Here is a 15,085-nt window from a genome sequence, read left to right as displayed (position 1 = left end):
GTTTTGGTACCCGCGGCCGGGATCGAACCGGCACGGCCTGTTCGGCCCAGAGATTTTAAGTCTCTTGTGTCTACCATTCCACCACGCGGGCATGCGGGTCGAAACCTTGCGCGACAATAGCGGCTGAATTGCCAAGGGCAAGGGGGTTTTCAGCCGCTATAGCATCCCCTCTTTCACTGCCTGCATCGCCACATAGGTCGAGGTGCTCGCAACATGGGGCAGTGACGATATTTTCTCGCCCAGCACTGCGCGGTAAGCGGCCATATCGCGCACGCGCACCTTTAGCAGATAATCAAAATTGGCGGCCAGCATGTGGCATTGCTCGATCTCGGGGATTTCGGCAACCGCCTTGTTGAACGCCAACAGCGCGGCCTCGCGGGTGTCCGAAAGGCGCACCTCGACAAAGGCAACATGGTCAAGGCCAAGGCGGATCGGGTCCAGAATGGCGCGGTAACCGGTGATATAGCCGTCCTGCTCCAGCCGCTTCAGGCGGGCCTGGGTCGGGGATTTGGACAGGCCGATGCGACGGGCCAGATCAGTGACGCTGATCCGGCCATCGGCGGCCATCACATGCAGGATAGCGCGATCAAAGCGGTCAAGCTCGGTCGAGTTCATTTGCATTTATATCTACCAGTCTTTCAGTCGTTTCGCCTGCACTATAGATCATTTCAGGAATTATTCCCCGTATATTCGTGTTATCATAGGCTCAAGTTAACCGCCCCTCAAGCCTTGCGGTTTCCTTTAGTTGCCCATCCGGCAGCCACCAAACATCGGGAATAACGCCATGCTGAACAAACTCCGCACCCGCATTGACGCCAATCTTTACGCTGACGAGGACGCCGCGTTGCAAGCCCTGATCGAACAGGCCGCCCTGTCGCCAAACGCCCGCCGCGCCATCACCGCCCGTGCCACCGCACTGGTGCGTGACATCCGCGCCTCTGCCCGCCCCGGTTTGATGGAGGTTTTTCTGGCCGAATACGGGCTGTCCACGGATGAGGGCATCGCGCTGATGTGTCTGGCCGAAGCCTTGTTACGGGTGCCCGACGCCAGCACCATCGACGCGCTGATCGAGGACAAGATCGCGCCGTCAAACTGGGGCAGGCATCTGGGGAAATCCTCGTCATCGCTGGTCAATGCCTCGACTTGGGCCCTGATGCTGACCGGCAAAGTGCTGGAGGATCGCGAACCCGGCATTGCGGGACACCTGCGCGGGGCGGTGAAACGGCTGGGCGAACCGGTGATCCGCAATGCGGTGGCCCGCGCGATGCGGGAAATGGGACGCCAGTTCGTGCTGGGCGAGGACATTCACAAGGCAATGAAACGTGCGGCGGGGATGGAGGCCAAGGGCTATACCTATTCCTACGACATGCTGGGCGAGGCCGCACGCACCGAGGACGACGCGCGGCGTTATCATCTGGCCTATTCACAGGCGATTACCTCGATTGCGGCGGCCTGCACCCATGCCGACACCCGCCAGAACCCCGGCATTTCGGTGAAACTCTCGGCGCTGCATCCGCGTTACGAAGTGGCCCAAAAGGATCGCGTGATGGCCGAATTGGTGCCACGGGTCCGCGCTTTGGCGGGATTGGCGAAATCGGCGGGCATGGGGTTCAATATCGACGCGGAGGAGGCCGACCGGCTGGCCCTGTCGCTGGATGTGATCGAGGCGGTTCTGTCCGACCCGTCACTGGCTGGATGGGACGGTTTTGGCGTGGTTGTGCAGGCCTTTGGACCACGGGCCAGCGGGGTGATTGACTGGCTTTATGCGCTGTCGGAACGGCTGGACCGGCGCATCATGGTGCGGCTGGTCAAGGGCGCCTATTGGGACAGCGAAATCAAGCACGCACAGGTGATCGGGGCGTCGGGATTCCCCGTGTTCACCCGCAAGGCCGCGACCGATATTTCCTATATCGCCAATGCGCGCAAACTGCTGGGGATGGTCGACCGGATTTATCCCCAATTCGCCACCCATAACGCGCATACCGTCGCCGCCATTCTGGAAATGGCTGATAATTCCGACAGCTACGAGTTCCAGCGCCTGCACGGGATGGGCGAACGCCTGCACGACATCGTGCTGGAATCCGAACACACCCGCTGCCGGATTTACGCCCCCGTAGGCGCGCATCGCGACCTGTTGGCCTATCTGGTGCGCCGGTTGCTGGAAAACGGGGCGAATTCATCCTTTGTCAACCAGATCGTGGACGAGGACGTGCCGCCCGAGGTGGTTGCCGCCGATCCTTTTGCCACCGATCTGTCGCCGGCCCCGATCAAACGCGGACCAGAGCTGTTCCTGCCCGAGCGGCGCAATTCGAAAGGATGGGATCTGGCGGACGGGCCGACCCTGGCCGCGATTGACAAGGGGCGCAGGGCCTATCGGGATCACAGCTTCCTTTCGGCCCCGCTGGTCGCGGGCCACACCGCCAAAGGCCCTGATGAGCCGGTGCAAAACCCCGCAAATGCCGAGGACACGGTGGGACATGTCACATGGGCAACGGCAGAGGATGTCAAGGCCGCCCTGAACGCCGCACAAATCTGGGAAGCCCTGGTTGCCAAACGTGCCGAAATCCTGAACCGCGCCGCTGATCTCTTTGAAGAAAACTTCGCCCCTTTCTTTGCCCTGCTGGCCCGCGAGGCCGGAAAATCCCTGCCTGATGCCGTCAGCGAATTGCGCGAAGCCGCTGATTTCCTGCGTTATTACGCGGCACAGGCGCAAAACCACGACGCCTCGCCCGTCGGCATTTTCACTTGCATTTCGCCGTGGAATTTTCCGCTGGCCATTTTCACCGGCCAGATCGCGGCCTCCCTTGCCACCGGCAACGCCACCCTGGCCAAACCCGCCGAGCAAACCCCGCTGATCGCGCATTTCGCGGTGTCGCTGCTGCACAAGGCAGGGGTGCCTGCCAATGTGCTGCAACTGTTGCCCGGGGATGGACGGATTGGCGCGACGCTTACCTCCGATCCCCGCGTTGGCGGGGTGTGTTTCACCGGCTCGACCGAAACCGCCCTTTTGATCCGCCGTGCAATGGCCGAAAACCTGGCCCCCGGCGCGCCATTGATCGCGGAAACCGGTGGGCTGAATGCGACGATCGTCGATTCCACCGCCCTGCCCGAACAGGCCGTGCGCGACGTGGTGCAAAGCGCGTTTCAATCGGCGGGGCAGCGCTGTTCGGCCCTGCGGTGTTTGTATGTGCAAGAGGACATCGCCGACGGATTCACCGAGATGCTGAAGGGCGCGATGGATGAATTGTCAATCGGCGGCCCTTGGGATTTGTCCTGCGATGTGGGACCGGTGATTGATGGCGAGGCACAGGCGGGCATTGACGCCTATATTGCGGCGGCCAAAACCGAAGGACGCGTGATCAAACAGCTGGCGCGCCCGAACGCGGGGCATTTCGTACCGCCGACCCTGCTGCAGGTTAACGGGATTGGCGACATGGAGCGCGAAGTGTTCGGGCCTGTGCTGCATATCGCGACGTTCAAAGCCGATGATCTGGATCGGGTGATCGGCGATATTAACGCCAGTGGCTACGGGCTGACCTTTGGTCTGCACACGCGGATTGACGACAGGGTGCAGCATGTGGTCGAGCGGTTGCAGGCTGGCAATATTTATGTGAACCAAAACCAGATCGGCGCGGTTTTCGGCTCGCAACCCTTTGGTGGTGAAGGATTATCCGGCACGGGACCAAAGGCGGGGGGGCAGGAATACCTGCTGCGGTTCCTGCGGCACGACGCGCCACAGGTCAAGGATACCGGTGAGGTGACGGAGACCGCAAAGGTGCAGGCCATGATAGACAGCGCCCCCTATGACTCCGGCGAAATCACAGCCGCCGACCTGCCCGGGCCAACGGGAGAATCCAACCGTCTGACCTATCACAGCCGCCCGCCGCTGTTGTGCCTTGGCCCAACGCGTCAAGCGGCCGAACAGCAGGCCGACGCGGTGCGCAAACTGGGTGGTGTGGCGGTTCCGGCATATGGGCTGAACCCGCAGGCACTGGAAACCCTGCACGGGTTTTCCGGCGCAATCTGGTGGGGGGATGCGGACAAGGCCCGCGCTTACGGCTGCGCATTGGCGCAGCGTGACGGGCCGGTCCTGCCGCTGATCACCACCGTGCCGGACAAGGCCCACGTCACAATCGAGCGCCACACTTGCGTCGACACCACCGCATCCGGCGGCAACGCGGCGTTGCTGGCGGCAATGGAGTGATCAGAACACCTTCAAATCCTTGATGGTGGCGCTGATCATCCCGTCGGTGTCATCACTATCGGCTGAAACACCAACCCCGACCAGCACACCGGGCGTGGCCCCGAAGGCGCGGCGGTAATCGGCGGCCAGATCAACGTTTTCATTGAAGGCCCCCTTGCCCGCACTGCGGCTAATCACGGTTTTCAACTTGTTCGGTCCATAGGGGCTGTACAGGATTTTGCCACGCGGGTAATCGCCACCCCAAACATAAACCAGAGCCTTTGTGCTAGAATTTTTCAGCACCTTGCGGATAGAGGCACCAGACAACCTGTCGGCATCATTAGCATCCATAAACACGAAATAGATCGCCAGATTGCGATCATCCCCACCCTTGCGGGTCAGGTCCGTGGCCACAACCGATTTTGCCACCGACCAGCCCCAGGACGCCATTTTTGCCCCCCATGCCGATTTAGGCACCGACCGGTACAGCATCGAAACCGTGCCATCCGAAGACACCTGCAACTGGCGCCCCTTCAGGCCGTAATCATTGGTCCACAAGCGAAGAAACCCCTGCTCGACCCATGAATTGTCAAATTTCAGTGCTTCAGCCGAGGCTTGAACCGCCCCCGAAATAGCCAAAGCTGCCAACAAGCCAGTCAAATATTTGTTCATCGCGCTACCTTTCACAGAAGAAAACATCTTTGCGCACAAGTTTGGACTGTCCTATACCCTCAACACCAATCACATCTTTGTCAGAACCGCCCTTGACCCCCTGCCCCGCATCGGCAACCTTTGGCACATGTTTCCTATACGCGATCATAACCCGTCCCTGAAAACGCCCTACGTCACCTATGCGCTGATGGCGGTAAATATTCTGGTGTTCCTGTCCTATTGGGGCAATCTGGAAAATCCGCGCGTCATTAACCAGTTCTTTTATGACTGGGCGATGGTGCCGGAAATGGTTACCGGCGGCGATCATTACTATACGCTGATCAGTTCAATGTTCCTGCATGGCGGGTTTATGCATCTGGCAGGCAATATGCTGTTCCTGTGGATATTCGGCGACAATATGGAGGAACAGTTGGGCCATATCGGCTATTTGCTGTTCTATTTTGCTGTGGGGTTGGCGGCGGGGTTTACCCAGATCCTGACCGCACCACATTCGCCCGTGCCGGTGGTGGGTGCCTCGGGGGCGATTGCCGGTGTGATGGGCGGTTATCTGTTGCTGTTTCCCAAGGCAAAAATCGACATTCTGTTTATCTTTGTGGTGTTCTTTCGTATCTTTCCGATCCCCGCGTGGATCATGCTGGGGATCTGGTTCGGGCTACAGGTATTGAATGGCGCAATCGCGGATTCCAGCATTGGCGGGGTGGCCTATTGGGAACACGCTGGCGGCTTTATCGCCGGGATACTATTAACCCTGCCAGTCTGGCAACGGCTGGGTGGCAAGGTGTTCTGGGACAAAACCCACGGTCACCCGCCCCATCCCGAGGCCAAGTATAAACTGACCCCGTCCCGCGTCCCGAAAATCACGAGGCGCAGATGACAAAACACAAGCTGACATGCCATTGCGGCGCGGTTGAACTGCAGGTGAAACTGGCCGATGGATTGAACAGCGCTCGGCGCTGTGATTGTTCGTTTTGTAGAAGAAGAGGCGCGATTGCAGTCACTGCAATGATCGGAGATGTTGAAATAGTGAAAGGCAAGGATAAACTGACCCTGTACACTTGGGGCACGCATACCGCCAAACACTACTTTTGTTCCGTCTGCGGCATCTATACCCACCACCAGCGCCGTTCGAACCCAAATGAATACGGCGTGAATGCCGCTGCAATCGAAGGGGTGAACCCGCGCGATCTGGGAAATGTGCCGTGGAGCGACGGGGTGAACCACCCCTCTGATCGCGAAAGCTAGGGATTACACGTCGCGGATAATCTTGGCGAATTGCTCGAATATCGGCTCGTTGGCGCAGATCACTTCACCATCCGCCAGAATATCGCGCTCTTTGCGTAATGGCTCGATCATGCCGCCTGCCTCGCGCACGATCACCACACCGGCAGCGATATCCCACAGGTTCAGGCCGCGTTCCCAGAAACCGTCAAACCGGCCAGCCGCAACATAGGCCAGATCCAGTGACGCTGACCCCCAACGCCGCACGCCCGAGGTTGCGGGCAAAATCCGTGCCAGTTCTTTCAGGGTTTGCGGCAAATCGGGACGACCGCTAAACGGCAGACCGGTGGCAAACACACATTCCGACAGGCGACGACGGCCCGAAACCCGCATCCGGCTTTCGTTCATCCATGCGCCCTGCCCTTTTTCGGCAAAGAACATCTCGTCTTTGGTCGGGTCATAAACCACACCGGCGACAACTTCGCCTTTGTGCTCCAGTGCAATCGAAACCGCCCAATGCGGCATCCCGTGCAGAAAATTGGTGGTGCCATCCAGCGGGTCAACAATCCAGCGCCGCGTCGGGTCATCCCCTTCGGTCACGCCGGTTTCCTCGCCCACCCAGCCGTAGGTCGAACGGGCCTCGGTCAGTTGTTCGCGGATTATTTCTTCGGCTGCAAAATCAGCCTTGGAGACGAAATCGCCGGCCCCCTTCAGGGATACCTGCAGGTTCTCGACCTCGCGAAAATCTTTTGACAGCGAACGACCGGCCGCACGCGCGGCTTTGATCATCAGGTTAAGATTGGCACTCATCGGCATCGGTCGGCTCCTATTTTTCAAGAAGCCGTATATACACCCCTGCGCCATGCGCACAAGGGCGCATAAGAGCGAATTCTAGGATAGCATTTGCGCTTCGCGAGACTTGATTGTTGGCCGAGCCGTCGCACCGTATGCTTTGACCCCTTCATCACGCAATTCGGGGAACAGGGTCAGAATTTCCTCACGGGTCTCATCAGTCAACGCATTCCAGCCCATATCACCGGGATGGAAGCTCTCGGATTCAATCCCGGCGGCATAGACCAGTTCGTGACGGTCAAACATGATGTGGAAATATTCGACCTCGCCCCCCGTTTCTCGCAGGATTGTTTCGCCATTTATCAATGACTTGGCAGGTGCCAATACTTCGGGCAAGCCCAGATTTATTTCAGCACGCCATCCCGATAGTAAAACCCGGTGCTGGGGCGATACACGCAGGTCTTCTGTATTTCCCAATGCACCCTTGCGGATCAGAATCGGCGCAAATGCATTTTCGGCCGGAACAGTCCGTCGCCCGATCCAGCGCAATGGTTGTAAACCGTTATCAACGGTACGAACCATATCGCCTGTTTTCAAGTCCTCGACAGCAACAGGCCCATCGGCGGTTTCGATCTTCGTGCCGCGCACAAAACAGGTCACATAATTCCAGGTTTCGCGGCTTGAAGTCAGACCAGAGTAATTGTTTCCGGCTAAACTATCCAGAGAGATCGAGCGGATCGCCCCGGCTTCAAGAGCCGTTTGATCCGCATTTGCCGAGAATTCCGGCGCCAGATAGGTATTGCCGTTCACATCCTGATAAACAACAGCAGTTATTGTTGCAGTCGTTCCATCAATATAGGTGATTGTTGCATTGTAGATTGCAGTGCCATCAAAGGTTTGTGGGGCGCCACCGTTGATCGAGAACTGGTCATTCGGGTTGTTGTCCATATCGTAATAGGATCCGGGGCTGCCAACCGATGACATCGTAAGGGAACCTCTAAAAATCCCCCAAAATCCGGCCTGACGGGGTAGAATCGTCATCAGGATGAAAATGATTCGACCGACGGGGTTTTGTCATGGGTCAGATGGGATTTTTTGATCTTTCCAGCCGATACGCGGGACTGGACAAATCTGGTGATCCGCTGGTGTTGCTCAACGACATGGTGCCGTTCGAGGATTACCGGGACGAGCTGAAGGCCATATGGCGCACGCCGCCCGAACAGCGCAAATCCAACGCTGGCCGCCCGCCTTGGGATGAGGTGCTGATATTCAAGACGATGGTTTTGCAGCAGCTCTACAACCTCTCTGACGATCAGATCGAGTATCAGATCCGCGACCGCCTGTCGTTCATGCGGTTTCTCGGCCTTGGCATTGAAGACAGCGTACCTGACGCCAAGACCATCTGGGCCTACCGTGAAAGGCTGGCCGGGGCCGGGAAGATGAAGGAGCTGTTTGACAAGTTCGATGCCTTTCTGCGCGAAAAGGGCTATCTGGCGATGGGCGGGCAGATTGTTGATGCGAGCATCGTTCCGGCGCCGCGCCAGCACAACAAAAGGGACGAGAACGAGAAAATCAAGGCGGGCGAAACGCCTGAAGAGTGGGAGGAAAAACCCCACAAGAAGCGCCAGAAGGACGTGGATGCGCGCTGGACGAAGAAGCACGGCAAGAGCTATTACGGCTACAAGAACCACATCAATGTCGACCGGCGGCACAAATTCATCCGCGCTTATGATGTCACCGATGCCGCCGTGCATGACAGCCAGGCGCTTGCCGGTCTGATTGATGCGAGCAACACCTCATCGGACCTGTGGGCCGACAGCGCCTATCGCTCGCAAAAGATCGAAAGCGAGCTGGAAGAGCGGGGGCTTCACAGCCATATCCATCACAAGGGCAGGCGCGGCAAGCCGCTTGGCGAGCGCCAGCAAAAGGCCAACCGGAGGCGCTCGAAAGTGCGGGTCCGGGTCGAGCATGTATTCGCTTTTCAGGAGCGCTCCATGGGCGGCAAGCTGATCCGCTCCATCGGCCTGAAGCGGGCGCGATTTCGCATCGGGATGATGAACCTGGTCTACAACATGAAGCGCTTCGTCCAGTTCGAATGCGGCCTGGCGGCGCCGGGATAAGGGTTCATGGGGTGAGGTGTGCCTGAAATACCCAAAACCGGCTTGAAACCGGTGAAAATGGGTTTATGATCCGAAGCAATCAGGCGGGACAGGCGAAAAACCGTCCACCCCGCCGCGAAGAAGGCGAAAACGGGAATTTACAGAGGTTCCCGTAACAAAATTATTCACAAGCGCATTGCCAGCGCTGCCGAAAGTCATTCCAACCAAATTGGAAGCACCTTCTGCTGTGTTATTTCCTTCTGTGGTATCAATATCCGATAACACACCCAAACTGATTACAAAGACCTCTGCATAACATCGGGATTCCCCCGGGTTGGCCGTTTTGGTAAGCTAGCCGGGAAATCTCTGGGGTGAATAGATGGACCTTTTCCTGCACGAAGCGGCGGCACGGATCGGCGCGGATGACGTTCTGTCGAAGATCGACGCGCTGATGGATTGGAACTCGTTTTTGCCGATCCTGCGGCGCGGTCTGGGGCGCTCGGGGATCGGGCCTCAGGGCTATGATCCGCTGGTTCTGTTCAAGTGTCTTCTGGTTGGCCAGTGGCACGGGCTGAGCGACCCGAAGCTGGAGCGGGCCTTGAAGGTGCGGCTGGATTTCATGCTGTTCTGCGGGCTCGATCTGCACGCGTCGGTGCCGGATGAGACGACCCACTGCCGGTTCCGCAATGCGCTGGTCCGGGGTGGCGTTTACGATGAGCTGCTGGCCGAGGTCTGCCGCCAGATCGAGGCGCATGGGCTGAAGCTGAAAGAGGCTGAGGCGGCGATCATTGATGCGACCCTGATCGCGGCGGCGGCGCGCCCGCGCACCCATATCGACGCCCCGCAGGACCGGGCAGAGGACGGGGCAAGGGAAGGGACGCCGGATGATCCGCCCGAGGTCTCACCCGACGGGGCACAGCTGCATTTCAGCGCCGACCCTGATGCCCGCTGGGTCAAGAAGGGCCGCAAGAGCACGCTCGGCTACAAGGGCTTTGCCCGCTGCGACGAAGAGGGCTTTATCGACAAGGTGCACACCACGCCCGCCAATGCCGCCGAAAGCCCCGAATTCGCCACCATGATCGCGGGCGCAAAGGCGCAGCGGGTGCTGGCCGACAAGGCCTATGCGAGCAAGGCCAACCGCCAGATGCTGCGCGGCAAATACCGCGACGGCATCCTGCGCAAGGCAGCGCGCGGCCGCCCCCTGCGGCAATCGGAGAAACGCTTCAACCGGCTGATTTCGAAACGCCGCTTCCGCATCGAGCAGACTTTCGGCACGATGAAACGCCTCTTCGGCCTGCAGCGGGCGAGATATTTCGGGCGCGCCAGGGTGCATGCCCAGATGGTCATGGCCGCCATCGCGCAAAACCTGCTCAAGGCCGCAAACAGGATCACCCTCAACCCGCAAACCCCCGCAATCGCATAGCCCCAAACCCCGCCACCCGTCTGTCCGCCGGACCCGCAGGGGCGCAAGGTGGGCGGCCGAAATCTTGCTTCAACCGAAAGCCATGGCCTCATGCAGAGGTCTTTTACATTAAATGTTGTTGGCATAACCCATTCCTTTAGAAACAGAAACTTTCCAGTTGTAAGAAGCTATAGTACACACGATTTGTATGGTTCTTATTAATCGAATACGGCAAAAAATAGACATTTCTTGTTATTTTCGGTCACTTTCCATCGAAAAACACCAAATTAGCTATTTCAGGTGGAAACAAGTGACCCTCGTTGCAATTTAACAGGAATCGACCGCCCCAACCGGATAAAATGGGCCATATAGGGTTTGGCGGCATCTTCATTGCGGATGGCTGCATATAATCTGCGGGTTAATCCGTCTTTTGTCAGGCGGCGGGTGATGTAATCCGAATTGTATCTGACATCACGCACCACCCAGTCCGGCAAAACGGTCACACCCCTGTTCGAGGCCACCAGCAGCAGGATAACGGCGGTCAGTTCCACCTGACGGATGGCAGCCGGCTCTACTTTGGCCGGTCCCAGCAATTCGGTGAAAGCATCCAGTTTGCTGCGGTCCACCGGATATGTGATCAATGTCTGGTCGCGGAAATCCCTGGCCTCGATATAGGGTTTTTCTGCTAACGGGTTTTTTGCCGCAGCTACAAATACCGGTTCATAATCGAACAACGGGGAAAATTCGACACCAGCCAAATCTTCGGGATCCGAAGAAATCACCAGATCGACCTGTTCTTTTTGCAGCGCCGTCAGCGCATCAAATGACAAACCGGCGCGAATATCGACGTCAACGTCGGGCCATGCCTTGCGGAATTCTTCCAGCACGGGGAATAGCCATTCAAAACAGGCGTGACATTCAATCGCGATGTGCAAGCGTCCCGCGCGGCCACTGTTCAGCCCCGCAAAATCCTGCTCTATCGCCTCGATTTCCGGCAACACCCGCTCGGCCAGCGCCAACAGGCGCATGCCGGCGGCGGACAGGCGTAAAGGTTTGGAACGGCGGATAAAAAGTTCGACCTGCGTCTGTTCCTCAAGCCCCTTAATCTGGTGGCTAAGGGCGGATTGGGTGATGTTCATCACCTCGGCCGCACGGGCCAGCCCGCCGGCCTCGTGAATGGCTTTGATGCTGCGCAAGTGGCGAAGTTCCAAGTGCATTATGTGGCCAGCCTCATGTTAATCTTGAGAATTATGAATTTGTTTCACAGTTTGCCATATGCGAAAAGGACCCTCAAGCAAAAAGGAAACCGGTATGGCCACGCCCCGCATCAGCTTTGAATTTTTTCCGCCGCAATCGCTCGAGGCGTCATTCCGCCTGTGGGATACCGTGCAGGTGCTGGCCCCGCTAAACCCGAATTTCGTATCCGTCACTTATGGCGCGGGCGGCACCACGCGGGATTTGACCCATGACGCGGTAACGACCATCCAGAACAATTACGGGCTGAAGGTGGCCGCGCATCTGACCTGCATCAATTCCACCCGCGAAGAAATTCTGGCGATTGCCGATAAATACGCCAAGGCCGGCGTGACCGACATCGTCGCCCTGCGCGGTGATGCCCCCAAGGGGGCGGACGGGTTCAAGCCGGTTGATGGCGGGTTCACCAGTTCGGTTGAGCTGGTTGAAACGCTGGCCGAAACCGGCAAATTCAACATCCGCGTTGGCGCCTATCCCGAACCGCACCCCGAAAGCCCTGACACTGCGGCAGATGTGGAGTGGCTGAAACGCAAAATCGATGCGGGCGCCAGCAGTGCCATTACCCAGTTTTTCTTTGAGGCGGAAACCTTTTTCCGGTTCCGCGATGCCTGCGAGAAGGCCGGTATAGATGCGCCGATCATTCCGGGGATCATGCCGATTACCAGCTGGACGGGGATCAAGAAATTCGCCGCCGGTTGTGGCGCGTCAATCCCTAAGTGGCTGGATGATGCGTTTACCAAAGCCATCCGCGACGGGCGCACCGATCTATTGTCCACCGCTGTTTGCACCGAATTGTGCAGCGATCTGATTGACGGCGGGGTCGAGGATCTGCATTTCTACACCCTGAACCGCCCTGCGCTGACCCGCGATATTTGTCATGCGCTGGGGGTGACACCTGCGGGTTGTGTCTCGAAAGTGGTGGAAATTGATTTCAGGCACCTCCGAGCGGGTTGAGTTATGCGCCGGTCAGGCGGCTTGGTCAAGGGTTGCGTCGGCGACGGGCTGAGCGAGCGTTTCCCAGCCATCGACCTTTCGCATGACGATCTGCCCCGAGGCCATCAGAGCCCAAAGCAGCATCGGCACGGTCTCGGCGCATGGCAGCACGGTCTGGGTCTTGATGCGGCGGCGGAATTCCTCGTTCAGGCGTTCGATCGCATTTGTCGTTCTGGCCGATTTCCACTGGCCTTGTGGCAGACGCGTGAAGGTGAAAAGCTTATCTCCTGCTTCTTCCAAGCTGTCAGCGACGGCCTTGCATTTCAGCCGCCATTTTCGCAGAAATGCCTTGCGGCGGGTGGCGATTTCCTCGGGTGTTTTGGCGTAGATCATGTCGCGGTAATCTTCTGTCAACTCATCATGCATACGCTTGGGTGCCTTGGCCAGAAGGTTGCGGTGCTTGTGCACCGTGCACCTCTGGATCGGCAGATCTTCACCCCAGAGGGCAATGAGAGCGACCTCAAGTCCCGGTGCCCCGTCCACGATGACAAATTCGGGCCGTTTCAACCCGCGCGCATCCAGATCGTTGATGAACTGACGCCAGGCGGAGGTGCTTTCGCCGCCCATGTTCATCAGTGATAACAAGACCTTCTGCCCATCCCGGCGCACGCCAATCGCGGCCAGAACCGAGATATTGGTGGCCTTCCTGTCAATCCGCGTTTTGATCACGGTGCCGTCCAGGATCAGCCGCACGATGTCTTCATCCGCAAGGCTGCGGGCGCACCACGCCTGCCAGTCCACCTTCACCTTGCGCCAGGCGCGGCTCACCACATCCTTGCTGACCGCCCCCTGAAACAGGCCGAACAGGGCGCGTTTTACCCGCCGTGTGTTGGTGCCCGAAAGGTAGACAGCAGCGATCAGCGCCTCGGCCTTCTTCGTCAGCCGCTGGTAGCGGGGCAATGCCTTCGAGCGCCATTCTCTGGCCTTGCCGGCCTCGCCTGTGATCCGCGCACGCGGCACGCGCACCGTTTCGGTTCCAAATGTTCCGACCAGTTGCCGCTCGCGATGCCCGTGGCGGTATCCGGCCTTTGCCCCGCCGCTGCGGCCATACCGGCAACGGCCCAGAAACTGCTCCAGCTCCTCTTCGAAAACCGCCTCGATCGTCGCGCGGATGTTCTGGCGCAGCCGGTCTTCAATCGGGTCATAGCCTGCTTCATTGGCCAGTAGCGCGGATGTCGATGTTGCTGTATTCTTTGTCATGGCGTGATCTCCTTGGCGGTTCCAGCCGCCGGTTGGGTGGCTTCGATGCACCCGGAGATTACGCCGTCCTCGAATTTCCACCAAACTCGCGACACTACCACACCTGCGGTTTCGCTGGAAAATGTGGCCTAGGGGCGCACTGACCTTCGGTTAGCCACGTATTTATGCCCCCGTGCTGTGGGGTGAATCCGTTCGCTTGCATCCTGCCCGATCACACGGCGGCGGCGCCACAGGAACAGTTTGGACCAGCCACGCCATGAACCGACCATCGGGGCATCGGCATCCTGTTCGAACCGGGCCGGCCACCCCTCGGGGAAGCGCACGTTGCAGCCTTCCATTTTTTCCAGCATCCAGACAAGCGGAATGTTTGACAGCGGTCTTGCCGCGTCGAACCCGCCCAGATTGCCGCCGATATCACTGTGGCATCCCCGAAACCACATTTGTTCCATCACGCCGACCCAATTGGCGCGGCTTTCCCACATCACCGGCGCAAAAGCCAGACGGGTTTCATCCATCGCCAGCGCGTGAAATCCATGCCGCACGCTGTGGCCAAGGTGGCGGCTGTGGAACGCATGTTGCGGCTGGGTCCAGCGCCACAAAACCGGCCAGCGCAGGCCCAGAGCCATCACCGTATCCCAGACCCCGACCATTTCGATTTTCACGCCTTTGTGGCAATGGGCCGTTGCAAACAACCGCGCCGCATCACTATCCGCCGAACATTGGTAATGGCGGTATAGCTGGCGCACGTTGCGCACGGTTGCCTGCTCCTGCGTCAGCAATCCCAGCCTGTCGATCACCCCCGCCAAGGACCGCGCCGCAAAGGCACCGCGCGAAAACCCCAGCAGAAAAATCCGGTCTCCGGGGCGGTATCGGCTGGCCAAAAACCCGTAGGCGCGCCTGATCTGCCGGTTGATCCCCTTGCCATTGATCACATCCCATGTGTGCCGCCAGTCGTGCCATTGCAGGCCATGTTCATAGCGTAGTGACAGATGCTGCGAGGGGGCCATCTCGCACAACAGTTTATAGGCAAGCCCCGCATTTGTTTCGCACCCCGCCTTTAACGTGGACATGGTGCCGTCAAAGATAATCACATGATCCACCCGGCCGCGCGATGGTAAGGCGGGCGATTGCTCGATACCGGGTCCAAGACCCAGCCAGCGCTTTATGCGTTTTATTCCGATCATTAATTAATGATTGCCTGTCAAACCGCGCCAAGTCGATAAAAAACCCTGTGAATGATTGTTACATATTATTAATTTCGGTCCTAACATA

At 58.5% G+C, this 15,085-nt stretch carries 13 protein-coding genes and 1 tRNA gene; 6 read left to right on the top strand and 8 right to left on the bottom strand.

The features are described from left to right. Positions 1-4: 4 nt before the first annotated feature. Together ACQY4M_RS12985 and ACQY4M_RS12980 are read right to left on the bottom strand one after the other, a co-directional pair. Positions 5-91, bottom strand: a tRNA-Leu gene (locus ACQY4M_RS12985). Positions 92-156: 65 nt separating this feature from the next. Continuing rightward, complete coding sequence (locus tag ACQY4M_RS12980) at positions 157-615, bottom strand: Lrp/AsnC family transcriptional regulator (protein ID WP_428545616.1); 459 nt, start codon at positions 613-615, stop codon at positions 157-159. 169 nt (positions 616-784) lie between these two features. Here ACQY4M_RS12980 and putA point away from each other — a divergent pair, with 169 nt between their 5' ends. After that, positions 785-4,204 (top strand): bifunctional proline dehydrogenase/L-glutamate gamma-semialdehyde dehydrogenase PutA, encoded by a 3,420-nt coding sequence (gene putA / locus ACQY4M_RS12975; protein WP_428544773.1) that lies wholly within the window; start codon positions 785-787, stop codon positions 4,202-4,204. Here putA and ACQY4M_RS12970 read toward each other — a convergent pair whose 3' ends face one another. Beyond that, positions 4,205-4,855, bottom strand: coding sequence for a DUF3047 domain-containing protein (locus ACQY4M_RS12970; protein WP_428544770.1), 651 nt, complete (start codon positions 4,853-4,855; stop codon positions 4,205-4,207). Between the two features lie 127 nt (positions 4,856-4,982). Between ACQY4M_RS12970 and ACQY4M_RS12965 the strand changes: the two genes are divergently transcribed. Together ACQY4M_RS12965 and ACQY4M_RS12960 are read left to right on the top strand one after the other, a co-directional pair. Next, complete coding sequence (locus ACQY4M_RS12965; protein ID WP_428544767.1) at positions 4,983-5,729, top strand: rhomboid family intramembrane serine protease; 747 nt, start codon at positions 4,983-4,985, stop codon at positions 5,727-5,729. After that, positions 5,726-6,097, top strand: a complete 372-nt coding sequence (locus tag ACQY4M_RS12960; protein ID WP_428544764.1) for a GFA family protein — start codon at positions 5,726-5,728, stop codon at positions 6,095-6,097. Before ACQY4M_RS12965 ends, ACQY4M_RS12960 begins: the two co-directional genes overlap by 4 nt. 3 nt (positions 6,098-6,100) lie before the next feature. Here the strand turns inward: ACQY4M_RS12960 and ACQY4M_RS12955 are convergent, their stop codons facing one another. Both ACQY4M_RS12955 and ACQY4M_RS12950 read right to left on the bottom strand, forming a co-directional pair. Continuing rightward, complete coding sequence (locus tag ACQY4M_RS12955; protein ID WP_428544761.1) at positions 6,101-6,889, bottom strand: inositol monophosphatase family protein; 789 nt, start codon at positions 6,887-6,889, stop codon at positions 6,101-6,103. A 75-nt stretch (positions 6,890-6,964) separates the two neighbouring features. Next, the gene (locus tag ACQY4M_RS12950; protein WP_428544758.1) at positions 6,965-7,813 is read right to left on the bottom strand and encodes a Hint domain-containing protein; all 849 of its coding nucleotides are present in this window, start codon (positions 7,811-7,813) and stop codon (positions 6,965-6,967) included. A 128-nt stretch (positions 7,814-7,941) separates the two neighbouring features. On the opposite strand from ACQY4M_RS12950, the gene ACQY4M_RS12945 reads away from it, so the two are divergent. After that, positions 7,942-8,985 (top strand): IS5 family transposase, encoded by a 1,044-nt coding sequence (locus ACQY4M_RS12945; protein WP_428539227.1) that lies wholly within the window; start codon positions 7,942-7,944, stop codon positions 8,983-8,985. Positions 8,986-9,343: 358 nt separating this feature from the next. Next, positions 9,344-10,387, top strand: coding sequence for an IS5 family transposase (locus ACQY4M_RS12940; protein ID WP_428539221.1), 1,044 nt, complete (start codon positions 9,344-9,346; stop codon positions 10,385-10,387). A gap of 275 nt (positions 10,388-10,662) precedes the next feature. On the opposite strand, the gene ACQY4M_RS12935 is transcribed toward ACQY4M_RS12940, so the two are convergent. Then, positions 10,663-11,583, bottom strand: coding sequence for a LysR family transcriptional regulator (locus ACQY4M_RS12935; protein WP_428544755.1), 921 nt, complete (start codon positions 11,581-11,583; stop codon positions 10,663-10,665). 94 nt (positions 11,584-11,677) lie between these two features. On the opposite strand from ACQY4M_RS12935, the gene metF reads away from it, so the two are divergent. Beyond that, the gene (metF, locus tag ACQY4M_RS12930) at positions 11,678-12,574 is read left to right on the top strand and encodes a methylenetetrahydrofolate reductase [NAD(P)H] (RefSeq protein ID WP_428544752.1); all 897 of its coding nucleotides are present in this window, start codon (positions 11,678-11,680) and stop codon (positions 12,572-12,574) included. 12 nt (positions 12,575-12,586) lie between these two features. Here metF and ACQY4M_RS12925 read toward each other — a convergent pair whose 3' ends face one another. Then, positions 12,587-13,813 (bottom strand): IS256 family transposase, encoded by a 1,227-nt coding sequence (locus tag ACQY4M_RS12925; RefSeq protein WP_428539582.1) that lies wholly within the window; start codon positions 13,811-13,813, stop codon positions 12,587-12,589. A 128-nt stretch (positions 13,814-13,941) separates the two neighbouring features. Beyond that, complete coding sequence (locus ACQY4M_RS12920; protein ID WP_428544749.1) at positions 13,942-14,904, bottom strand: DUF2235 domain-containing protein; 963 nt, start codon at positions 14,902-14,904, stop codon at positions 13,942-13,944. Positions 14,905-15,085: the final 181 nt, after the last annotated feature.

Origin of the sequence: Profundibacter sp. (assembly GCF_965277155.1) — a bacterium.
Classification (GTDB): Bacteria; Pseudomonadota; Alphaproteobacteria; order Rhodobacterales; family Rhodobacteraceae; genus Profundibacter.
This window is presented reverse-complemented; position numbering and strand designations above follow the sequence as displayed.